The organism is Thermodesulfobacteriota bacterium, assembly GCA_030583865.1.
In the GTDB taxonomy this organism is placed as follows: domain Bacteria; phylum Desulfobacterota; class GWC2-55-46; order GWC2-55-46; family GWC2-55-46; genus UBA5799.
On record CP129479.1, the window covers coordinates 948,271 to 970,119 of the forward strand.

General features: G+C 58.7%; 26 protein-coding genes and 1 tRNA gene. All 27 read left to right on the plus strand.

From position 1 onward, the window contains the following. The 27 genes from QY316_04435 (at position 1) to QY316_04565 (ending at position 21,842) form a co-directional block, all read left to right on the plus strand. Positions 1-1,467, plus strand: coding sequence for a monovalent cation/H+ antiporter subunit D family protein (locus QY316_04435; GenBank protein WKZ33656.1), 1,467 nt, complete (start codon positions 1-3; stop codon positions 1,465-1,467). Beyond that, complete coding sequence (locus tag QY316_04440; GenBank protein ID WKZ33657.1) at positions 1,464-1,712, plus strand: hypothetical protein; 249 nt, start codon at positions 1,464-1,466, stop codon at positions 1,710-1,712. Before QY316_04435 ends, QY316_04440 begins: the two co-directional genes overlap by 4 nt. 20 nt (positions 1,713-1,732) lie before the next feature. Further along, on the plus strand, positions 1,733-3,484 hold the full coding sequence (locus QY316_04445) for a Na(+)/H(+) antiporter subunit D (protein ID WKZ34075.1): 1,752 nt from the start codon (positions 1,733-1,735) through the stop codon (positions 3,482-3,484). A 7-nt stretch (positions 3,485-3,491) separates the two neighbouring features. Further along, positions 3,492-4,343 carry a 4-(cytidine 5'-diphospho)-2-C-methyl-D-erythritol kinase gene (gene ispE / locus QY316_04450; protein ID WKZ33658.1) on the plus strand — a complete coding sequence of 284 codons (852 nt, stop codon included), beginning with the start codon at positions 3,492-3,494 and terminating at the stop codon, positions 4,341-4,343. A gap of 34 nt (positions 4,344-4,377) precedes the next feature. Continuing rightward, positions 4,378-4,452 (plus strand) — tRNA-Gln (locus QY316_04455). 188 nt (positions 4,453-4,640) lie between these two features. Continuing rightward, positions 4,641-5,579 (plus strand): ribose-phosphate pyrophosphokinase, encoded by a 939-nt coding sequence (locus QY316_04460; protein ID WKZ33659.1) that lies wholly within the window; start codon positions 4,641-4,643, stop codon positions 5,577-5,579. Between the two features lie 38 nt (positions 5,580-5,617). After that, the gene (locus QY316_04465) at positions 5,618-6,265 is read left to right on the plus strand and encodes a 50S ribosomal protein L25 (protein WKZ33660.1); all 648 of its coding nucleotides are present in this window, start codon (positions 5,618-5,620) and stop codon (positions 6,263-6,265) included. A 148-nt stretch (positions 6,266-6,413) separates the two neighbouring features. Then, on the plus strand, positions 6,414-6,968 hold the full coding sequence (gene pth / locus QY316_04470; protein WKZ33661.1) for an aminoacyl-tRNA hydrolase: 555 nt from the start codon (positions 6,414-6,416) through the stop codon (positions 6,966-6,968). A gap of 65 nt (positions 6,969-7,033) precedes the next feature. Further along, positions 7,034-9,052, plus strand: coding sequence for a sodium-translocating pyrophosphatase (locus QY316_04475; protein WKZ33662.1), 2,019 nt, complete (start codon positions 7,034-7,036; stop codon positions 9,050-9,052). A gap of 241 nt (positions 9,053-9,293) precedes the next feature. Further along, positions 9,294-10,385 (plus strand): redox-regulated ATPase YchF, encoded by a 1,092-nt coding sequence (gene ychF / locus QY316_04480; GenBank protein WKZ33663.1) that lies wholly within the window; start codon positions 9,294-9,296, stop codon positions 10,383-10,385. Positions 10,386-10,595: 210 nt separating this feature from the next. Then, positions 10,596-10,862, plus strand: coding sequence for a hypothetical protein (locus QY316_04485; protein ID WKZ33664.1), 267 nt, complete (start codon positions 10,596-10,598; stop codon positions 10,860-10,862). Then, the gene (locus tag QY316_04490) at positions 10,789-11,076 is read left to right on the plus strand and encodes a hypothetical protein (protein WKZ33665.1); all 288 of its coding nucleotides are present in this window, start codon (positions 10,789-10,791) and stop codon (positions 11,074-11,076) included. The genes QY316_04485 and QY316_04490 overlap by 74 nt, the downstream gene beginning before the upstream one ends. A 136-nt stretch (positions 11,077-11,212) precedes the next feature. After that, positions 11,213-11,407 carry a hypothetical protein gene (locus QY316_04495; GenBank protein ID WKZ33666.1) on the plus strand — a complete coding sequence of 65 codons (195 nt, stop codon included), beginning with the start codon at positions 11,213-11,215 and terminating at the stop codon, positions 11,405-11,407. Between the two features lie 23 nt (positions 11,408-11,430). Next, positions 11,431-11,868, plus strand: coding sequence for a hypothetical protein (locus tag QY316_04500; GenBank protein ID WKZ33667.1), 438 nt, complete (start codon positions 11,431-11,433; stop codon positions 11,866-11,868). Next, a complete protein-coding gene (locus QY316_04505) occupies positions 11,786-13,057 on the plus strand; it encodes a hypothetical protein (GenBank protein WKZ33668.1) in 1,272 nt (423 codons plus the stop codon). The genes QY316_04500 and QY316_04505 overlap by 83 nt, the downstream gene beginning before the upstream one ends. 40 nt (positions 13,058-13,097) lie before the next feature. Beyond that, on the plus strand, positions 13,098-14,459 hold the full coding sequence (locus QY316_04510) for a hypothetical protein (protein ID WKZ33669.1): 1,362 nt from the start codon (positions 13,098-13,100) through the stop codon (positions 14,457-14,459). 75 nt (positions 14,460-14,534) lie between these two features. Then, a complete protein-coding gene (locus QY316_04515) occupies positions 14,535-15,197 on the plus strand; it encodes a hypothetical protein (protein WKZ33670.1) in 663 nt (220 codons plus the stop codon). 29 nt (positions 15,198-15,226) lie between these two features. Continuing rightward, entirely contained in the window at positions 15,227-16,090 is an 864-nt protein-coding gene (locus QY316_04520; protein ID WKZ33671.1) for a hypothetical protein, read from the plus strand. Between the two features lie 88 nt (positions 16,091-16,178). Then, positions 16,179-16,520 (plus strand): hypothetical protein, encoded by a 342-nt coding sequence (locus tag QY316_04525; GenBank protein WKZ33672.1) that lies wholly within the window; start codon positions 16,179-16,181, stop codon positions 16,518-16,520. A gap of 6 nt (positions 16,521-16,526) precedes the next feature. Continuing rightward, a complete protein-coding gene (locus tag QY316_04530) occupies positions 16,527-16,682 on the plus strand; it encodes a hypothetical protein (protein ID WKZ33673.1) in 156 nt (51 codons plus the stop codon). Between the two features lie 155 nt (positions 16,683-16,837). Next, positions 16,838-17,725 carry a hypothetical protein gene (locus tag QY316_04535; GenBank protein WKZ33674.1) on the plus strand — a complete coding sequence of 296 codons (888 nt, stop codon included), beginning with the start codon at positions 16,838-16,840 and terminating at the stop codon, positions 17,723-17,725. Then, a complete protein-coding gene (locus tag QY316_04540; GenBank protein ID WKZ33675.1) occupies positions 17,722-18,156 on the plus strand; it encodes a hypothetical protein in 435 nt (144 codons plus the stop codon). Before QY316_04535 ends, QY316_04540 begins: the two co-directional genes overlap by 4 nt. A 76-nt stretch (positions 18,157-18,232) precedes the next feature. Continuing rightward, positions 18,233-19,324, plus strand: a complete 1,092-nt coding sequence (locus QY316_04545) for a phage tail tube protein (GenBank protein ID WKZ33676.1) — start codon at positions 18,233-18,235, stop codon at positions 19,322-19,324. 49 nt (positions 19,325-19,373) lie between these two features. Further along, on the plus strand, positions 19,374-19,748 hold the full coding sequence (locus QY316_04550) for a hypothetical protein (protein ID WKZ33677.1): 375 nt from the start codon (positions 19,374-19,376) through the stop codon (positions 19,746-19,748). 68 nt (positions 19,749-19,816) lie between these two features. Further along, the gene (locus QY316_04555; GenBank protein ID WKZ33678.1) at positions 19,817-20,146 is read left to right on the plus strand and encodes a hypothetical protein; all 330 of its coding nucleotides are present in this window, start codon (positions 19,817-19,819) and stop codon (positions 20,144-20,146) included. A 7-nt stretch (positions 20,147-20,153) separates the two neighbouring features. Beyond that, positions 20,154-21,053 (plus strand): hypothetical protein, encoded by a 900-nt coding sequence (locus tag QY316_04560; GenBank protein WKZ33679.1) that lies wholly within the window; start codon positions 20,154-20,156, stop codon positions 21,051-21,053. Positions 21,054-21,068: 15 nt separating this feature from the next. After that, on the plus strand, positions 21,069-21,842 hold the full coding sequence (locus QY316_04565; protein WKZ33680.1) for a hypothetical protein: 774 nt from the start codon (positions 21,069-21,071) through the stop codon (positions 21,840-21,842). The last annotated feature ends 7 nt before the right edge of the window (positions 21,843-21,849 follow it).

Sequence of the window (21,849 nt, forward strand, 5' to 3'; positions counted from 1 at the left end):
ATGGAAACGATAGTATCCATAAGGCCCTTCATAGCGATCCTGGCCTCGGCAGTGGTCGTGGCCCTGATAATCATGTCGAGGAACAGGCCCAACCTGAGGGAAAGCTGGACCTACCTCGCGGCCCTCGTGAAGTTCGCGCTCGTGATATCGATGTTCCCGGACATATTCTCCGGGAAGATAATCGAGTATACGCTCTTTACGGTGCTGCCCGGCATAGAGCTCAAGTTCAGGGTGGACGCGCTCGGGCTATTCTTCGCTACGACGGCGTCGTTCCTCTGGATAATCGCGACCACCTACTCCATCGGGTACATGAGATCGCTCAACGAGCACGCGCAGACGCGTTATTACGCCTGCTTCGCCATAGCGCTCTCTTCGGCCCTCGGCGTCGCCTTCTCCGCGAACCTCTTCACGCTCTACCTCTTCTACGAGGTACTGAGCATAATGACGTATCCGCTCGTCGCGCACCACGAGGACGACGAGGCATGGGAGGGGAGCAAGAAGTACATAGTCTACCTCATGGGCGCCTCGAAGACCTTCCTCCTCGGCGCGCTCATACTCACGTACATGATAACCGGCACGCTGGATTTCCAGCCCGGCGGCATATTCACCACCGGGATGTCGCAGACGCTCGTAACAATCACCTATATCTGCTTCCTCCTCGGGTTCGCAAAGGCCGGCATAATGCCGCTCCATAACTGGCTCCCGTCCGCGATGGTCGCGCCGACGCCCGTTAGCGGACTTCTCCACGCGGTCGCGGTCGTAAAGGTCGGCGTCTTCTCGGTCGTAAGGGTGATGCTCGACACCTTCGGGATAGACGTCATGTCGGCCTTCAACCTCGGGATGCCTACGGTCTATTTCGTCTCGATAACGATACTTGCGGCCTCCATTATTGCGCTCACCAAGGACGACCTGAAGGCCAGGCTCGCGTATTCGACGGTAAGCCAGCTCTCATACGTCATACTCGGCGTTGCGCTCCTCACGCCCCACGGCATATCGGGCGGTATACTGCACATAGGGAACCACGCATTCTCGAAGATAACGCTCTTCTTTTGCGCGGGCTCGATTTTCGTTGCTTCGCACATAAAGAAGATAAGCAATTTAAGCGGCATAGGGTACAAGATGCCGCTTACCATGGCGGCGTTCACCATTGGGGCCCTGAGCATGATCGGCGTCCCGGCCATGGCCGGGTTCACGAGCAAATGGTACATGGGCATCGGCGCAATGGAGGCCATGGACACCGTCCCGCTCGTCGTGCTTCTGGCGAGCACGGTCTTGAACGCGGCATACTTCCTGCCGATCGTCTTCAAGGCTTACTTCGAGAGCCCGGAGGGGAACGTCCATCTGGAAGGCGTGAAAGAGGCCCCGAAGTTCGTGCTGGTCCCGCTCCTTGTGACCGCCTTCATAACCGTGGCGATAGGCGTTTACCCGGACTTCCTCCTGTCGCTCGCCGAAAGGGTGCTGCAATGAGGCTCGACAAGATATACGAGAACAAGGACACAATGAGGCTCCTGAAGTGGGCCTTTTACGCGGCCATGGTGGTATTCGTCGCGCTCGACTTCGTGACACCGAGGCATCACGTGTACTTCTACTGGGACGAGGTGCCGGGCTTCAGCGCCGTATTCGGCTTCATCTCCTGCGTCCTCATAATCATCGTCTCCAAGGCCCTCGGGAAGCTATGGCTCCAGAGGAAAGAGGACTATTATGAAAAATAGCCCCGGGGGAACAAATGGGAATATTTAACTGGATACACCCGGCCTTCATACTCATACTTGGCTCCGTCCTTATCCCGGTATTCCAGGGAAGGGTAAGGCAGGCCTATATCCTCCTTCTGCCCGCTCTCGCGTTCATAACGGTCGCCACCATGTCCTACGGTACCTACGGCGTGGTGCCGCTCCTCGGCCAGGAGCTGGTTTTCGGGCGGGTCGATAAGCTCAGCTACGTTTTCGCCTTCATCTTTACGCTCATGGCCTTCATAAGCGGGGTCTACAGCCTGCACGTCAAGGAGAGCGGGCAGCACATAGCGGCCTACGTGTACGCGGGCGGCGCCGTGGGCCTGGCCTTTGCCGGCGACTACCTTACGCTATTCGTCTTCGCCGAGTTCATGGCCTTCGCGTCGATGTGCCTCATCCTCTTCAGGAGGACCCCCGAGTCCACCAAGGCGGCCTACCGCTATATACTCGTCCATATATTCAGCGGCATATGCATGCTCGGGGGTGCGCTACTCCAGTATTCGCATTCCGGGAGCTTCGCCTTCGACCCTGTGACCGCGGGCGGCCTCGCGTCGGCGCTTCTCCTCATAGGCTTCATCACAAACGCGGCCGTCCCGCCATTCGGCTCGTGGCTTCCCGATGCCTATCCCATGGCCACCGTTACGGGCGCGGTCTTCATGTCGTCTTTTACGACAAAAAGCGCCATATACACCCTTGCGAGGGGCTTTGCAGGGACCGAGATACTCATAATCCTGGGGACGGTCATGGCCATCTACGGCGTCGTGTACGCCGTCCTTGAAAACGACATACGGAGGCTTCTGGCCTACCACATCATAAGCCAGGTCGGGTACATGGTGGCCGCGGTCGGCATAGGCACCGAGCTCGCCATAAACGGCGCTGCCGCCCACGCCTTCGCGCACATACTTTACAAGGGCCTACTCTTCATGGGCGCGGGTTCCGTGCTTTACATGACCGGCAGGTCCAAGCTTACCGAGCTCGGCGGCATATACAAGCACATGCCGTGGACCTTCATCCTCTACATGATTGGCGGCTTCGCGATATCGTCGGTGCCGCTCTTCAGCGGCTTCGTGAGTAAATCCATAATACTCTCGGCAGCGGGCGAGTCGCACATGGCAGTAATATGGCTCCTGCTTACGCTCGCATCCGCCGGCACGTTCCTGCATACCGGGCTCAAGCTCCCGTATTTCACGTTCCTGGGCAAGGACTCGGGAGTGCAGGCAAAGGACCCGCCGCTTAACATGCTCATCGGCATGGGCCTTGCCGCGTTCATGTGCGTTTTCGTGGGCATATACCCGCAGTTCCTCTACAGCCTCCTGCCGTACGCCGTTGAATACCACCCGTACACGGCGGAGCACGTGGTGTGGACCTCGCAGATACTCCTTTTCACGGCGCTCGGCTTCTGGCTCTACATAAAGAAGCTCGGCGGCGAACAGACGATGAGCCTCGATACCGACTGGTTCTACCGCAAGGGATCCGTCATGTTCATGAAGCTCACATACGGCCTCTTCGCCGCGGTCGACGACATCGTAAGCAACCTTTACAAGCCGATACTTTCAGGGGTAAAGAGGGCTGCGAACTGGTGCTGGGGCTTTGATTTCAAGTGGATTGACGGGATGGTCAACGGTGTGGCCGGGCTCGTGGTGTATGTCTCCGGAGACCTCCGCCGCTTGCAGACCGGGAAGCTCCAGCACTACGCTGTGACGATACTCCTCGGCCTCCTCTTCTTCATAAACCTGCTCCTTTTCTTCTCTTAACGTTCTCATGCACCTGAAGGTCTTTTCCCCTGCCAAGGTGAACCTTTTCCTCAGGGTGCTGGGGAAAAGGCCGGACGGGTACCACGAGATCATTTCGCTCATGCAGCCGGTCTCGCTCTATGACGAAATCGAGGTCGCCGTCTCCGAAGGCGACGGCATAGAAGCGGACTCGGACTCCCCTGAAGCCCCAGGCGGGCGCGAAAATCTCGCCTACAGGGCGGCCAGCCTGTTCCTTGAAAGGGCCGGGGTCCGGAAGCGGGTATTGATCAGCATAAAAAAGAGGATACCGGTCGGGGCCGGGCTCGGCGGCGGAAGCTCGGACGCCGCATCGGTCATAATGGCGCTGAACGGGCTTTTAGGGACCGGGTTTCCTGACCGGGAACTTATGGAGATGGGCGCCAAGCTCGGCTCGGACGTGCCTTTTTTCTTCCTAAAGGGCCCTGCCCTGGCCAGGGGAAGGGGCGAGGTGCTTGAGAGTACGAGCCTTCCGTCCCTTTATTACGTCCTCATAAACCCCGGCTTCCATGTGCCGACCGCGTGGGTTTATTCGAGTTTGCGCTTGACAAAAAAGGGCGAAAATAATATTCTTTTGTATTCTTCGGAGGTCTTCGCCGACAGGGATGGGCTTAAGAAAGCCCTCACTAACGACCTGGAGACGGTGACCATCGGAAGGTATCCTGAGATTTCCGCCATGAAGGAGAAATTGGCCGAGGCCGGCGCCTCCGGGACCCTCATGTCCGGGAGCGGACCTACCGTCTTCGGCGTTTTCCATTCCCGTGAGGATGCCATGCGGGCCTACAGGACGCTTGAGCCGAGGGTGGCCCTGCCTGCGCGCATTTTTTTCGCGGAAGGCCTGTGACCGGCTGAAATGGGCTTCGGGTGCATGCTCCGGCTGGGGCGTCGCCAAGCGGTAAGGCACGGGGTTTTGATCCCCGCATTCGGAGGTTCGAATCCTCCCGCCCCATCCAGTTATAAGGCAGCCTCGGCTGCCTCTAAAAATTAGAAATTTTTTCTGAGGTCAAGGAAGGGCGGAAATAAAAGCGCAGCATATATGTGAATATGTGGGCATTTTTATTTACGCCCTGACGCAGAGATCAGGAAAAAGAGCAATTTTTAGAGGTAGCCATAAAAGAATAGCCAGAGGTCGAGACAAAGGATGATCGAGAGGATAAAGGTATTCGCCGGTAATTCGAACAAGCCGCTGGCGGTCGAGATCTGCGACCACCTGGGGATAGAGCTCGGGAAGTCGGACGTAAGGAGCTTCAGCGACGGCGAGGTCTACGTCGACATACAGGAGAGCGTGCGGGGGGTCGAGGTATACGTCCTCCAGTCGACCTGCACCCCCACGAACGACAACCTGATGGAGCTCCTCATAATGCTCGACGCCTTCAAGAGGGCCTCGGCGTCTTCGGTCACCGCGGTAATACCATATTACGGATACGCGAGGCAGGACAGGAAGGTCGCGCCGAGGACGCCGATCTCCGCGAAGCTCGTAGCCGACCTCATAACAGTGGCCGGTGCAAAAAGGGCCGTCTGCGTAGACCTCCACGCCGGGCAGATACAGGGCTTTTTCAACATACCCGTCGACCACCTCTACGCGACGCCTGTTCTCCTGAATTACATCAGGGAGAACTTCCAGAACGACGTGGTGGTGGTGTCGCCGGACGCTGGCGGGGTCGAGAGGGCGAGGGCGTTCGCAAAGAGGCTCGGCGCGACCCTGGCCATAGTAGACAAGCGGCGCCCGAGCCCCAACGTCTCGGAAGTCATGAACATAATAGGCGAGGTCGAGGGCAAGACAGCCGTGCTCCTCGACGACATGATAGACACGGCAGGCACCATAACGCAGGCCGCCGCGGCCCTCCATGAAAAGGGCGCGAAGCAGGTCTATGCCTGCGCCACCCACGCCGTGCTTTCGGGGCCGGCGATAAAGAGAATAAACGAGTCGCCGATCAAGGAGCTCGTCGTCACCAACACCATTCCCAAGTCGCAGGGCGCTGATTCGCCCAAGATTAAGAGGCTTTCAATAGGCCCGCTACTGGGCGAGGCCATAAAGAGGATACATTTAGGCGAGTCGGTGAGCTCTCTTTTTGTTTGAGCGCCGCAGCCCTTAAGGAATAATACCGGAGGAAACAGATGGAAAAGATAAACCTTTCAGCAGAGCAGAGGAACGAGACGGGAAACGGACCGGCGCGGAGGCTACGCGCGAACGGCAAGGTGCCGGGCATCCTGTACGGCCCGGGCATTGAAAAAGCGCTCGCGGTTACCCTTGAAAAGAAGGAGCTCGACAAGACGCTCGGGACCGGCGCCCGCGGGAACGTGCTTGTGAACCTCGACATAGCAGGAGACAAGGTCCGCACCGTGATGTTCAAGGAGGTGCTCCGCCACCCGCTCAAGGGGACCGTGCAGCATGTGGACCTCCTCGAGGTGCAGATGGACCACAAGGTCGTGGTCGAGGTGCCAGTGCACCTTACCGGCAAGGCGGCGGGGCTCGCCTTCGGCGGCATAGTCCAGCACGAAACGAGGAGGATCAGGATAGAGTGCCTCCCTGGCAACATCCCGGACAGCATAGACGTGGACATCACCCGGCTCGGAGTCGGCGACTCGGTCCATGTCAGGGACATAGCCCTGAACGAGGGTCTTGAGGCTGTGGACGAGCCTGAGCTGACTGTAGTCTCGGTCGTTGCTCCGACAGCGGAGGCCGCGCCCAGGACCGCCGAAGAGGTTGAGGCCGAGCTTGCAAAGAGCTTCGAGGAAAAGGAAGGGGCCAAGAAGGAAGAGTAACGCCCGGGACGCTCCAGGCTTGTGCCGCCGCTTCCGTTCCTCTTCATGGCTTTCCGTGAGATGAGTATTGGCGGCCAGCCTTTCAAGCTCGGGAATCAGAGCCCCTTTGGCCCAGCTGCCAAGGGGGCTTTTAATTGAAGCTGACCGAATGACGCTGATAATCGGATTGGGAAACCCTGGCGGCGAGTACGCCCTTACCAGGCACAACGCCGGGTTCATGCTCGTGGACAGGCTCTCAGCCGAGTACGGGATAGGGCTATCCATCAAGGGAAAGGGGCTCCGGGGTATGGGCCGGATAGCCGGAGAGGAGGTGGCGCTCCTCAAGCCGCTGACCTATATGAACCGGAGCGGCCAGGCTGTTTCGGAATTCCTCCAGCTCCATCCAGTAGGGCCGGAGAATATCATCGTAGCCTTTGACGATTGCGACCTGCCTCTCGGGAAGATCCGGATTCGGGGGGGCGGCGGAAGCGGCGGCCACAATGGCCTGGCGTCAGTCATCGAGGCCCTCGGCACTAAAGACATACCTCGTATTCGGCTCGGGATAGGAAGACCTCACGACGGTGACGTAGTCGATTTCGTTTTGAGCCCGTTTCACCCTGATGAGCAGCCGGCCCTTGAAGGGATGCTCGGCAGGGCACGGGACGCGGTAGAATCGATAATAACCTGCGGAATGGCGCAGGCCATGAACAGGCACAATAACTGAAGGCCCGCCCATCATAAGAACCCGCAGCCCCCGCCAACGATTCTAACTTAAAGAGGGTATCAGTAATGTCCACTCTGGCAAATTACGCGCCCATTTTCGGCATCATCGGACTTGCCGCAGCCCTTTTGGTATACCGCCGCATCAAGCGCTTGCCCGCAGGGAACGCGAGGATGAGGGAGATATCGGACCTCATCCATTCCGGTTCCATGACATACCTCAAGCGCCAGTATTCGATAATCGTCATCTTCCTCGCCGGCGTTGCTTTGGCCCTGGCCCTCTCACTGGGGGTGCCGACGGCAATAGCCTATCTCTCGGGAGGGGCCCTTTCCATGCTCGCGGGCTTCATCGGCATGAAAGGGGCCACAAAGGCCAACGTAAGGACTGCCGAGGCGGCGCACATCCATAAGCCAGACGCCTCGCAAGCCCTGGCTGCCGCCTTTTACGGCGGCTCGGTAATGGGGTTTTCCGTGGCGAGCCTGGGGCTTGTGGGGGTCGGCATATTCTTCCTCGCGTTCGGCAGGCCGGAAGAGGCGAAAGTCATCAACGGGTTTGCAATGGGCGCTTCCTCCATAGCGTTCTTCGCAAGGGTGGGCGGAGGCATCTTCACCAAGACTGCCGACGTCGGAGCCGACCTCGTGGGCAAGGTCGAGGCCGGCATACCAGAGGACGACCCCAGGAACCCGGGTGTCGTGGCCGATAACGTCGGCGACAACGTCGGCGACGTGGCGGGGCTGGGGGCGGACATCTTCGAATCCTACGTGGGGGCGGTCATAGCTTCGGTCGCGCTGGCCGCGACCATACCGGTTGCCGAGCTTGCAAGTCTCGGGGAAAGGGAGGCGCTCATGTCCTATCCCCTGGTCCTTATAATGGCTGGGCTCGTATCCTCTTTCCTGGGCCTCTTTTCAATACGGGCTCTCGGAAGGCTCGGGCCTGCCCCGGCTTTGAGGTACTCTGCGATAATATCCGCAGGCGCTTTCCTTGTGCTCGCATATTTCGTGACCATATTAACGGGCTGCGGATTTGGCTGCTTCCTTGCGGTTGCGGCCGGGTCGCTCGGCGGGAGCCTGATCGGGCTCCTGAGCGAATTCTATACAGGAGGAAGGCCGGTCGGAAGGATAGCGAGGTCTTCCACCACTGGAGCGGGCACGAACGTAATAACCGGCATCGCTGTCGGGCTTGAAAGCTGCGTCCTTCCGGTCGTGGCGATCGGCACCGTGATATTCGCCGCCAACTACGGGGCCGGCATATACGGCATTGGCATAGCCGCTGTCGGAATGCTCGCGACCACCGGCATAACGATGAGCGTCGACGCATACGGCCCCATAGCCGACAACGCGGGCGGCATTACGGAGATGAGCGCGCTCGGGGACGACGTGAGGGCGATAACCGACACCCTCGATTCGCTCGGGAATACCACGGCCGCCGTCGGGAAGGGCTTTGCCATCGGCTCGGCCGCCCTTACGGCGATAGCGCTATTTACGGCATTCGGGCAGGCTGTTTCCGCGGCGACCGGAATGCCGTTCGATATAACCCTTTCGGACCCGCTCGTGGTAATAGGCCTCCTCGTGGGGGGGGCGATCCCTTTCCTCATAGGCGCGCTTACAATGACGAGTGTGGGGAAGTCCGCCATGAAGATGGTGGAGGAGATAAGGAGGCAGTTCAGGGAGATACCAGGGCTCCTCGAAGGCAGGGCCGGGGTAAAACCGGACGTCGAGAGGTGTGTGGACATAAGCACCAGGGCCGCCTTGAAGGAGATGATACTGCCGGGACTGCTCGCCGCCTCGGCGCCGGTCGCGGTGGGTTTTCTTTTCGGTGCCAAGGCGCTCGGCGGCATGCTTGCCGGAGCTACGGTGACCGGCATATTGCTCGCGATTTTCATGGCAAACGCCGGCGGGGCATGGGATAATGCGAAAAAACATATCGAAAAGGGCAGACTTGGCGGAAAGGGCTCTGCCGCGCACAAGGCGGCAGTGGTCGGCGACACTGTAGGGGACCCGTTCAAGGACACCTCCGGCCCTGCCATGAACATACTTATCAAGCTTATGAGCATCGTCTCGCTCACCATAGCGCCGCTTATCGTCTGAGCGTTACTAGTATTTGAGGGTCGACAGGGCACTCGTGCCCTGTTTTTATTTTGACAGGCTGCTGCAAAAGTCCATCTGCGTCGAAGGCTACGTCGCTGGCTACGAAGGCGTACACGAAAAGTTCGCCTCATTCCTCGCTCCCTTGTCCAATGGGGCCTCGCATCTGGAGCTTTTTGAGCAGCCTGAATAAAAACTGAGTTTTTCAGCAAGCTATTAAAGAACACAAAGGAGAGCAGGTCCAATGGGTTTCAATTGCGGGATAGTAGGGCTTCCGAACGTTGGAAAATCCACCATATTCAACGCGATGACCGCCGCGGGCGCGGAGGCGTCGAATTATCCGTTCTGCACGATAAACCCCAACATAGGGATGGTGCCGCTACGCGACGAGAGGATATACAGGATAGCGGACCTCGTCAAGCCGGAGAGGACGCTCCCGACCGCGGTGGAGTTCGTGGACATCGCAGGGATAGTGAGAGGCGCGAGCAAGGGGGAGGGGCTAGGAAACCAGTTCCTCGGGAATATCAGGAGCGTTGACATGGTCGCCCACGTGGTAAGGTGCTTCGAGGACGAGCAGGTCGTCCACGTGGACGGCAAGGTGGACCCCAATGGCGATATCGAGACGATAAATACGGAGCTGATACTCGCGGACATGGATTCCGTCGAAAGGAGGCTCGAAAGGGCCTCGAAGCTTGCCAAGAGCGGAGACAAGGCGGTTACAGAGGCGCTGCCGATATACCAGGAGCTCAAGAAGGCATTCGACGCAGGGAAGCCCGCGCGGAGCGTGCTTACCAGGGAGACCGCCCAGCTCGTGAAGGACCTGAACCTCCTGACGGCAAAGCCCGTCGTCTATGTTGCGAACGTCGGCGAGGACGACCTTTCCGGCGCCTCCCGGGCAGCCGCGAGGGTAAGGGAGGTCGCCGAGGCCGAGGGCGCTGGTTTCGTCATCATATGCGGGAAGATAGAATCCGAGATCGCGGAACTCTCAGAGGAGGAGAGGGCCGGGTTCCTTTCAGGGCTGGGCCTCTCGGAATCAGGCCTTGACAGGCTTGCCGCGGCAGCGTACAGGCTACTGGGCCTCATCACGTTCTTCACGGCAGGCAAGAAGGAGGTCAGGGCGTGGACGGTCGAGGAAGGCTCAAAGGCGCCGGCGGCCGCTGGCGTGATACACAGCGATTTTGAGCGTGGCTTCATAAAGGCCGAGGTGATAGCCTACGAGGACTTCATCAAATACGGCTCGGAAGCGGCGTGCAGGGAGAAAGGCGTCCTAAGGATAGAGGGAAAGGAATATGTCGTCAAGGACGGAGACCTGATGCACTTCAGGTTCAACGTCTGAGAATCTGCACACAAGTACAGTTGACAGGCTGTCCGGGCTGTAATGGCTTGACAGTGTACGGTCCTGAAAGTATAATTTTTTGCACCCGACATTCGACCGCGTATAGCTTCTCTCCGCTTCGGGCCTCAAGCGCCTGAACCAGAGAGGAGCTTTTTTCAGGCCGTGTGTGTTCGTATTACGCACTAAAAATGCAAAGGGGGAGGGGGCGAATTGACGAGGAACTGCTGCGATCCGGAGGTTTTTTACGAGGGGCTCAGGCATTCGGGGGTGGAGATAAGAGACCTGCTCTGGCCGCTGTCATGCCTGAGCGCAAGGGAAAGGGCGGTCTTCACCGAGTACCATTACTGGAAGACGCACATGAAGGTCATCGCTGAGAGCCACAGAATCTCACTCGGGAGGGCGTATGAGATACTCTACAGGGCAGAGGAGAAAATCGCGGCTTCAAGGACACAGGAAGAGAAGGAGAAAGCCGGTTGAGGCCACGGAAAAGCCCAAAGAAGAGCCGCCGGTGAGCCTTGTGGACTTCAAGATCATCAAGCAGTACCAGCCGCTCGGCGATATACTCGACAGCATGCGCATTTATGGTTACAGGGGCGGTATAGAAGAGCTGCTGAACAGGCCGTGGAACCCTTACGGGGATAGTTTTCAAGACTGGACTGCAAACGACATCGAAATGAAAGAAGGCAAATAGGAAGACATATAGCGCGATTGGAAAAAGGCCAGGCATTCAGCCTGGCCTTTTTTTTGTCTCCGTACAGAATAACTTTTGAGCTTTTCCTGTGAACCTACCGGAGGTTAGCGCAGGCCGGGTAGAAGCATTACACCATATGGCATCAAGGGAGCGGGAGGTGGCGTATGGGGTCTGGGGCCAGCGCGGAAAAGAAATCGCCCGGGTATTACAGGAGGGAGCATCAAGGGTCCTCCTGAGGGAGCCGGAGGCGTGCATGGAATGCAACAGGGTCTTCGTGAGCCTCTATCCGATAAGGAGCTGCAGGGAGCACGAGGGCCTTGATGAGATATGAAGAAAGCGGCACGGGGTTGATTGGTGAAAATAGACTGGAAGGCTGTAAAAAGGGGCTACCAGGGCGGTATGGGCGCGCCTGAGCTCGCAAAAAGGCACGGGTGCAGCGCCGAGACCGTTCGCAAAAAGGCAAGGAAAGAGAACTGGAGCAGAAAGGAGCTCGAAAAGAGCGCTGCAGGCACGGATGCCGGGGTTGACGCCGCGGCAGACCACAGGACGCTCCTGAACGGGGTGAGGAGGAGGCTCGTAAAAGGGCTCGAGAACGCGGACCTGAAGCTGGGGCTCGAGGAGCTCAGGGTAGCGAAGACCGCGCTGGAGGTACTCTCCGACTACCGGAAGGAGGAGGAGCTTGCGCTGGGGCTCGGGAGCGGGAGAGAAGATGAGCACTGCAGTGCGCTTGCCGCCGAGATGGCTGAGGCTACGGCCCCATCCGGAGCAGATGAGGCTCTGGAACGAGAATAAGAGGTTTGCGGTCGTCCCGGCGGGGAGAAGGAGCGGGAAGACCGAGCTCGCGAAACGTAAGCTCGTCATAGGCCTGAACGAAAAAAAGAACTGGACCGATCCGAAGTATTTCGCGGCGGCCCCGACGAGGGAGCAGGCGAAACGGATATTCTGGAAGGACCTGAAGGAGCTCACGCCGCGCGAATGGACAAAGAGGGTTTACGAGACAGACCTGTGCATAAAGACCGTTTTCGGCAGCGAGCTGTGGGTCGTCGGGGTTGATAAGCCGGAAAGGGTCGAGGGAGTGCCGTGGGACGGCGGGGTGCTCGACGAGTTTGCCAACATGAGGGAGACCGCCTGGACTGAGCACATAAGGCCGGCCCTCTCCGACAGAAAAGGGTGGTGCTGGTTCATAGGCGTGCCCGAAGGGCTTAACCACTATAAGGAGGTCGCGGACTATGCCGCGAGCGGAAGCGACCCGGACTGGGGCCTCTACACATGGCCGTCCTCTGAAATCCTGCCGCAGGAGGAGGTAGAGGCGGCAAGGAGGGTGCTTGACGCAAAGACGTTCAGGCAGGAGTACGAGGCGAGCTTCGAGGGTTCCTCAGGCCGGGCATATTACGCATACGACCCGGCGAAGCACGAAGACCAGGGGCTGTCGATAAATGAAACATTGAGGCTTGCTGTCTGCTGCGATTTCAACGTGGACCTCTGCGTGTGGGAAGTCGCGCAGACCGACGGCAGGTCGGTTTGGGTGCTGGACGAGATAGCCTTGAGAAACACGAATACGGCAGAGATGGGAAAGGCGCTCCTTGCGAAATACGGAGGACACAAGGCAGGGCTGGCCATATACGGGGACGCCGCTGGGATGAGCAGGTCCACGGCGGGCATGAGCGATTACGCCATACTCGACAGGATGGGTCTAAGGACGCAGAGGGTGAAGAGAGCAAATCCGGCAGTGCGGGACCGGGTGAACGCCGTGAACGCGATGCTTGAGAGCTCGAACGGAGATGTGAAGCTGTACATCCACCCGAGGTGCGCTCACTTAAGGAAGGACTTCGAGACGGTCGAATGGCGTTCTGGAGGCATGGAGATAAATAAGTCCGACCCGGAGCGCACCCACGCGTCTGACGCGCTCGGGTACTTTATGGAGTACGAGTTCCCGCTGAGGCTCAACAGGCCGGACCCGGCAAAAAGGTTCTATAAGTAGCGAAGCGGCATTTGACGAGTAAATAAAAGGAGGGGCGCGAATGACCCATGAGGAGCTTGAAAGGACGCATCCGCTTTACGCTGGCCACATAGACGAATGGCTCTTCTATGTCCGTTCCTACTTCGGCGGCAGGATGTACAAGACGGGCGACTACCTCCTGCAGCACCCTTTCGAGAGCGCGGCTAACTACGCCCGGCGAAAGGAGACGAGCTACTACTACAATTATTGCGGCCCGATAATCGATATCTTCGTCTCCCACCTTTTCAGGAAGGACGCGCTCCGCGACTTCGGGTCGCTCGCCGGGGACAGGCTCTTCCACATGTTCCTTTGCGACGCCGACCTCGAGGGAAATACGTTCAAGTCGTTCATGCGAGAGGCGCAGCGGTTCGCGAGCGTTTACGGAAGGGTATCGATAGTTGTCGATAAATCGCAGACACTCGCGGTCACCAGGGCCGAGGCCGAGGATTTCGGCATAAGGCCCTATATCGCGCTGGTTACGCCGGAGAACCTCCTGGACTGGTCGTTCATAAGGCTCCCCTATTCCGGAAGGCCCGTACTCGACAGCGTGAAAATAAAAGAGGCCCCGGATACCTACAGGATATGGAACAGGGAGGGCTGGGAGCTCTGGCAGGCCGCGGAGGGAGAGGCTGCGCTCCTGGACGCGGGCTGGCACGGGCTCGGCGAAGTGCCGCTCGTGAACCTCTATAACAAGCAGTCCGGTACGCGGATGGCAGGCGTTTCCGACATCCAGGACATAGCCGACATAAACAGGAACATATACTACCTCTGCAGCGATGCCCGGGAGATAATCGAGAACACGGCCTTTCCCATGCTGGCCGTCCCGTACTCGCGCGGGGAATCCGGCGAAAGGGAGCTCGGCCCCAGGAACATCCTCCAGTTCGACCCGGCAGAGCCGAACTCCAGGCCGTACTGGCTCGAGGCGCCGCACTCGTCGCTTTCAGAAATACGGGAGTGGGTGCGGCACGACATTGAAGAGATATACAGGATTGCGAAGCTCGGCGGTGTGAAGTCCGCCGAGGACTACGGGAGCGTGCGTTCGGGGGTCGCGCTCGAACTCGAGTACCAGCAGCTTTATTCCACCTTGAGCGAAAAAGCCGACAACATCGAGCAGGCGGAGACCAGGGTCCTCGAGCTATGGGCCAAGTGGGAGGGAAGGAAGTTCGACGGGCACATAGACTACCCGGATGATTTCTCCGTAAGGGACCTGGACAGGGAGCTTCAGAACGCCTTGAAGGCGCAGACAGCGCTTGTAGGCTCGGAGACCTTCATGAGGGAGCTTCAGAAGAGGATAGCGCATTCGGTCCTGCCCAAGGCAGGCGAAGACGTGATGTCGAGGATATACGAGGAGATAGAAAAAGGCGGCGCGCCGGTTAAGGAATAAAAAGCCTGCGCGGCGCCGGGCCGCCCAGCCACCCCGGGGCGCGGTTTGAAAAAAGGGGGTTCAAAGGAGGCAGGCATGGTTGACGAACTTAAAACGGTTGAAGGCGACGGCCATAGCGGCAGCGAGGAAGCCCGAAAGGTGATGTTCCTCCCGGAGCAGCAGGCAAAGGTGCAGGAGCTCATAGACGAGGCGTACAGGAAGGCCTACGCAAAGGCCCAAAAGGGAAAGGGCGGGAGCGAAGAGGTGGAGAAGTTAAAGGGCGAGGTCGACAGGCTCAGGGAAGAGAGGAAATCGGCCGCGCTCTTGAGGGCCATATCCAGGCACAACGTGGTCGACGCCGAGGAGGTATCAGAGCTCGTAAAACACCGGGTGAGGATGGAAGAGGACGGGAGCATGAGGGTGCTCGGCGACTCGGGGGCCGTGCGCATAAATACGTCCGGCCAGCCGATGACGCTTGACGAGTTCGTCGTTGACTGGCTCGGCGAGAGGCCGCACCACCTGCGGGCATCCGCCGGAACTGGGGCTGGTTCACAAGGCGCAAGGTTCGGCGCCTGGACAGCGCGGCATAACCTCTCGGACCCTGCCTCCTGGCGCACCATGCCAAGGGAGGAGCTCGACAGGCTTCTCAGGGAAGGATTGAGCGTTCAAGGCTCTGCCGGGCAGACCTACAGGTTCAGGGACGTGAAGAACCCTTTCCTGGAGGCCCGGAGAAGGAAGTTCAACACCGCGGCCGTCTGACGGCGCGGCATCAAAGGAGGAAAGTCTGAATGGCAAATGAAGTGACGACCGCCGCCGGGTCCGCAGGAGAGCTGGTGGCCGCAGAGATAGTATCGAGGCTCGTGATAGACGCGGCATACGCCGAGGCCGTGATGCCGCCGCTCGTAAGGGTTGCGGACATAAGCGGGGAGTCGACGCTCGCGGTCGAGTTCCCGAAATGGCCGCTCCTCATGGCCGCCGACCTCACCGAGGCGACGGACATGAGCAATACGGCGGTAAACACCACGTCTACGCTCGTTACCGCTGACGAGGCAGGCATCCTCATCACCGTGTCCGACATGCTCCTCAACGGGGCCGGTCTCGGCGGGCTCGAGCCCTTCGCCGAAGAGCTCGGCAAGGCGCTCGCGAACAAGATAGACGCGGACATCCTGTCGAGCGCGGCGAGCTTCACGAGCTCGGTCGGGACCTCGGGCTCGGACATGGACGAGTCGCATTTCCTCTCGGCCATCTACAAGCTCGAGCTGGGGAACGCCAAGGGCCCGTTCGTAGCGGTGCTCCACCCGTACCAGGTCAGTAATCTCAGGACCGCGATAGCGGCATCGACCGGCGCGGTCTGGGGAGGCCCTTCGGTCCCGGCGGCGGAAGTGGGCTCGCTTGGCACCCTTTACGGCGTGGACATTGTGCAGTCCACGAACTGCGCGTCGATAAACCTGGACGCGGACAGGCTCGGGGTGATGATGCCCATGGGGAACCAGTCGGGTCTGGCCTACGTGCTCAAGACCGGGGCAAAGACCGAATTCCAGAGGGATGCATCGCTTCGCGCAACCGAGATAGTCGTGACCGCGCTTTACGGCCACGGCTGCGTGAACGCCGCATCCGGCGGCGGCGTGAAGATCATAAGCAAGCACGAGTAGAAAAGAGGCGGAGGGGCCAAGCGCCCCTCCGCACGCTTAAAGGAATAGCATGGCACTTGATCCCGGCGCATTGAAAGAGAAAGGATATATGCCTATAGCCTACAACGGCTATGCTTCCATAGCCTGGCAAGGCGAGCTGGCGAATGACCTCTGGATGTGGACAGGGCAGTATATCCAGGGGCCGGCGGGCAGGATGTCATTGCAAACTGTCAGGATACGAGAACTGAAAGAGGCCGCGCTCAGGTATTGGAGGGACGGCTGGGTCCCGCTCAAATGGGACCAGGGCCTACTTCAGAGGATGGAGCACGCGCTCAGGGAGCACAAGGGGCTCAAGGCCGCCGGAGTACGCTTTCCTGAGGGACGGTTCCTTCCGGACCCGAAAGAGCTGCCGGATATCAACCGGGAAGAGGCTCCGGCAGAGGAGGCTTAAAGTTTTATGAGGGAAAGGCGAGCGGTCGAAAGGCTTGTGGAGAGGCTCTACAAGGACAGTGTCGAGCGCACGGGGCGGCTGCCCGAGGCAAAAGAGGTGCGCGATATGGAAAAGAAGGCGGCAAAAATAGCGAGCGTGAACGACAAAAAGGCGAGGAAGTAATTATTAAAGGCAACCTCTAAAAGTTTAAGATTTTTCCTGCAATTAAGGAAGGGCGGGAATAAAAAGCCGAGCATAAATGTGAGCATTTTATTCACGCCTGAGCAAAGTCCGGGGAAAATGGCAATTTTTAGATGTTGCCTGAACGCGGAGACGAAATGAGGCAGCAATTCCTTCTGAATACGCCGGACAGGTTCCAGACATATATATATGAGAGCAACAGGAAGCTCGTGCCGGATGCCGCTTTCATAACAATTTACACTCCCGGCGGCCTCCTGCTGGCCGAGAGAGCCTCCATGACGATAGCGGCCGACGGGCTATTGTCATACGAACTGGGACAGGAGGAAAACTCCATTGCGGCCCTCAACTACAAGGCAGTCATAGAGTACGCGCATGGGGCCAATACGCATTACGCCACCATCCTTTACGACGTGGTGAGGTCGAGGCTCGGGAAGGTGGTCACGGACGAGGACCTCATGGCGGAGCTTCCCCAGCTCAGGGAATCCAATTGGAGCGTCAGGGGAGTAGCGGAGTCCGGATCGGAGGCCGAGATAACCGACACCGGATTAAAGAGGTACGGGGACGGTTATTTCACCGGAGGGTCCGCGTATCTCCCTGCCAGGGGCGAGAGGAGGGAGATCACGGGTTTCGCTGCGGCAAGCGGGACGGTAACCGTTGAGGCCTTCCCGGAGCCTGTCTCGCCAGGAGACAGTTATATACTTTCAAGGTCTTTCGGCAAGGAGATACAGAGGGCGTTTGAAAAGCTGGAGGAGAGGCTAACGAGGCTCGGGAAAAGACCCCATCTCGTGCTCGACCCGTATGACCTGAGGGAGGCGCACATACTCCTTTCAGTCTCCGAGGCCTGCAAGGGGCTTGCCGTTGAGAGCAAGGGGCTCTGGTGGAACTTCTGGAAGGAGTATGAGAGGAAGGCGGACGAGGCCATTTCGGAGGTCACTTTAAAGTATGACCGCACCGGTGACGGCCTGATATCAGGGACGGAGGGGAGCCATAAGCTCAACAGCACCCTCAAGGCGGGCAGGAGATGATGACGGGTTACGAGACCGTAGCGGCCCTCACCGACAATATCGAGGCAATACTGAGGGCGCTGGGCATCAACTTCGCAAGGAAGTCATTTGAGCACCAGGAGGGCATACCCGCCGGTCTTCTGCCACTTGGAGAGATCTTCTACACGGGAGAGTCGTTCGGGCAGGGCCTGGGGCAGGGGCCAATGTATGCCGAGGCGGGCTTCGTTATAAGGGTGACAATGCCTCAGGGAGAACCTTCGGTCTTGATAAGAGAGGAACAGAAGATAATCCACATGATAAGGGGCGCCCTGACCGTTGACGCCTTGAACACGAATGCGCTATCGGACTCGAAGAGCGTCAGCTGGGTCAGGATCGAAAAGGGCGAGGTCAACGGCAGGAGCAGCAGGCCGGAAGTGAGCGTGAGGGCATCCGTAAGGTACAGGGTGAGATAGTTTTCCTTCGGGGCGCTCTGTCGGTCCATTTTGGAAATGGCTACTGTAATCACTTGAACCAGGATCAGGAGGGGAGATGGCCAGGAACTTGATATACGCGGCGCTTGGCGAAGAGGCTGAAAGGGGTATAAAGGAGTCAGGGACAGTAGGGTTCCTGCCGCTATTGAGCCCCGTAGTGCCCAAGTCCGAGTTCGACGACAGGAAGAGAAAGGAGTGGAGAGGCGAGGAGGCCGCCCTCGGCCCTCGCGCGGTCGAGAGGTTTTCCGAAAGATGGAGCGCGTCTCTCGATATGCCGTTCTTTACTGAGGCAAGTCCGGCCAAGGGCATGGTCGGGACCCTCCTTAAGCACTTTTTCGGGAAAAGCGCCTCCGGACAGAACGGCTCGACAGGGCAGTATTACCATATGATGTGCCCGGCTGCCGACCCATTCTCTGAGAGCCTGCTCGGCCACAAGGCCCTTACTCTCAACTTCAATATAAACGAAGGGGCGAACGTCAGGAACTGGCCGTTTGTAGGCGGCAGGGTAAAGGCCCTCACCTTCGAGCAGGAGGCGGGCCAGGCCCTCAAGCTCTCGGCCGAGATCTTCGGACAGAGAAGGGACGCGGACACGGTTGAACTGGGGAGCCCGGTATTCGCCGCTGAAAACCTGAGGTGCGACTACAATAACCTGTCGATCAGCACAGGGCTCATAAGCCGGACCGGGACCGCGCCGGACTTTACCGGTTTTTCCGCTGCCGGAGCTACGGCCATAAGGCCCGACAAGGTATCCATCAAGGTGGAGAACGGGATGGAGGACGCGCTAAGGCTCTCTGGAGCAGCCTACCCTGACAGGACACGCATGGGGGAGTTCAAGGTCTCGGTAGAGCTCGTAATAGACTGGGAGGACCCCTCGAACGGTTTCTCTTCCATAGCCGAGTTCAGGGAATGGGTATCAGGTGCGGGCACGACCAACCTCTTTTTCCACTGGGATACCTGCACGACAGCTGGCACAGGCGGGACCCACGGGCTCATTATAGACCTCCCCAGGCTACACAGGACCGGCGGGGAGCCTGAATACTCGCGCGAAAAGGACCCGATGGTAACGCTCAAGTACGAAGGCCTTTTCGACGGCGCTGAAGCCAGGTACATGATGGGGCTCATGCTCATCAACACGGCACCGACAGTTTGACGGCAGCCGTCCGCAAGAACCATCCTAAAACCGTCCGGGGAGGAGAGATATGGCCATAGTGAGTTTCGACAGCGAGAGCATCATCGATTATATGCCCGAGTATGGAGGGAACAGGGAGAGCCTGGACCCGTGCATAGTGAGCCTGAGGTTCGTCCCTTATTCAAGAGTGCAGGAATACTCGCGCCTTCTCGCGGCCAGGACAAGGGGGCTCGCAGACCAGGCAAGGATAGCGGAGCTTACGCACTCGGTCCAGAGAAAGCAGTTCGTCGAGAACGTCGAATGCATACAGGGATACTATGTAGGCGAGACCAGGGTCTCTGACCCCGGAGAGTTCTATGATACGGCGGATACGGACCTGGTGCTCGAGATAATAAGGGCAATGGAGTCGAATTCAAGGCTCTCGGAGGGACAGAGAAAAAACTGATTGCGGGCTTCCGCTGGGCCTTCAAGACCGCAGCCGGGAGCCCGTTTCAATGCGATAGCTGCGCCGAGATGGACAGGGAGGCCAGGAACTGCGGTAACTTCAGGGGCCTCTCCGAAGAGGCCCGGGCAGTGGAGGAATACACCCCGGGCATCACGGGGGAGCTCAAGAGAAAGCGCTGCCGGAAGGTCTTGGGCCTCGGGGGTATAAGGCTTTACGAATGCCCCCTGAGTTATTTTGACGAGGAGACGCAGAGGATAATCGGCCTTGTCTTCCGTCTTCAGGGCGCGGTGCAGTCCTACTTCGATGGAGGGCTTTCAAGCCAGCCCTGCTGGCTCGTCGAGGCAGTTGAGATATTCGAAAACGAAAGGTCCGCGCGCGAGGGAAAAGCGAATGACTGAGAGCGAGATGAAAGTAGCTTCACTGTCAAGAGATGTCCACCCTGGGCTTGACGGCTTGAGGGAAAACACCAGGACCGCTGTCGAGGAGATAGCGTCGGAGCTTGAAAAGCTTAACGCAAAAGGCTTCAGAAGGTTCTCGTCTTCCGCGGAAAAGGACCTGCTCTCGGTCGAGAGGGCGTTTTCAGGCCTTAAGGAGACCATTGCTGGACTGCCCCGGATAGAGCCCTTGAGCGAAGGCCTCGTGGCAGGAGAAGAAGAGCGGATGAAGAGGCTCAAGGACATGAACCGGCTCCGGATGCAAGAGAAGGAGATGCTCCTGTCAGAGGAGGCCGCGCTTACGGGCGGGCACCTCCGTCAAATAGAGGATATGGAAATGGCGTCATGGGCGACGAGGCTCATGTACGCCCAGACCGCGGCCTCCATTCTCACGAATACGCTGCAGAACCTTTTCGTAGCTACCGGGAGCAAGCACAGGGCCATGTTCGAGGCCATGAAGTCCTTTGCAATAGCAGAGACCCTGATACAGACCTACAGGGCGGCGCAGGGCTCGTACGCCGCGCTGGCCCCTATTCCCGTGGTGGGCCCTGCCCTCGGCGCGGCGGCTGCAGCCGCCGCGATCGCCGCCGGGCTGGCGAGGGTTGAGCAGATAAGGGGCACTACCCCAAAGGGCGCGACCTCTTCAATAAGCGCGGGAGGCAGGGCCAATCCGCAGTATTCGGGAGGCTCCCCTAGCGCATACCCGGTGCCGACGAGGATCGAGGACGAAAGGCCGACCCAGTACATAACGATCCAGATATACAACCCGCTTTCTGAGCAGAACTGGCAGAAGATAATCGAGGACAACGTAATCCCTGCCATGAGGGAAGCCGGCGACAGGAACATAGCCCTCAGCATGAGGACCATGTAGGGCCGAGGAGTCAGGATGGCGGATTGGGCGAAAATAAAATTCTTCTGGAGAAACATGCTGGGCAGCGAGGGATCGACCTTGAGCGCAAGCTCCACGTTTTCCGGTTTCGATGTGGCTTACATATCGAACATGATGGAGACTAACATGTGGGTCGCAGCCGATGCCGCCGGGCCGCATTACATAACGTATGACGCAGGGACAGGGAACTCGGAAGAGGCCGATTACCTGGCCGTATCCGGGCATAACCTTTCGACAACCGGGGCGCGCGTTTCGCTTCAGCACTCGAATGACGACGAGGTCTATGAGGATGCCCTGGCCCCCTTTATGCCTTCTTCTGACAAGACGTTCGTGAAGGAATTCCCGAACCCCGGGGCATACAGGTTCTGGAGACTCGTAATAGAGGACACGACCGCGGCCCCATGCATAACTATCTGCGCTCTCGGAACCGGGACCGAGCTCGATTACGCAACTTACTCGTTTGACCCGCATGAGGAGGAAACAAAGGCAAGCATAAATATAAGCCAGGGGGGCTACCTCGCAGGCGCGCATTCGCATTACATAGAAAGGTCGATATCGTTAAGGTTTGATGATGCGGACCCGGCCCTGTACGAGAAAATTGCCGAATGGCGAGTCTTGAGCGGGATCAAGAACTTCTTCGTCATGTGGGAGCCCTCCGGCCATCCGGAGGAGGTCTTCCTCATGAGGCCCGAGCCGAGGTTCTATAACCCCCTGAAGCAAGGAGGTAAACGCAGGGACATAACCCTTCACCTCACGGGAAGAAAGGAATAGGGATCTG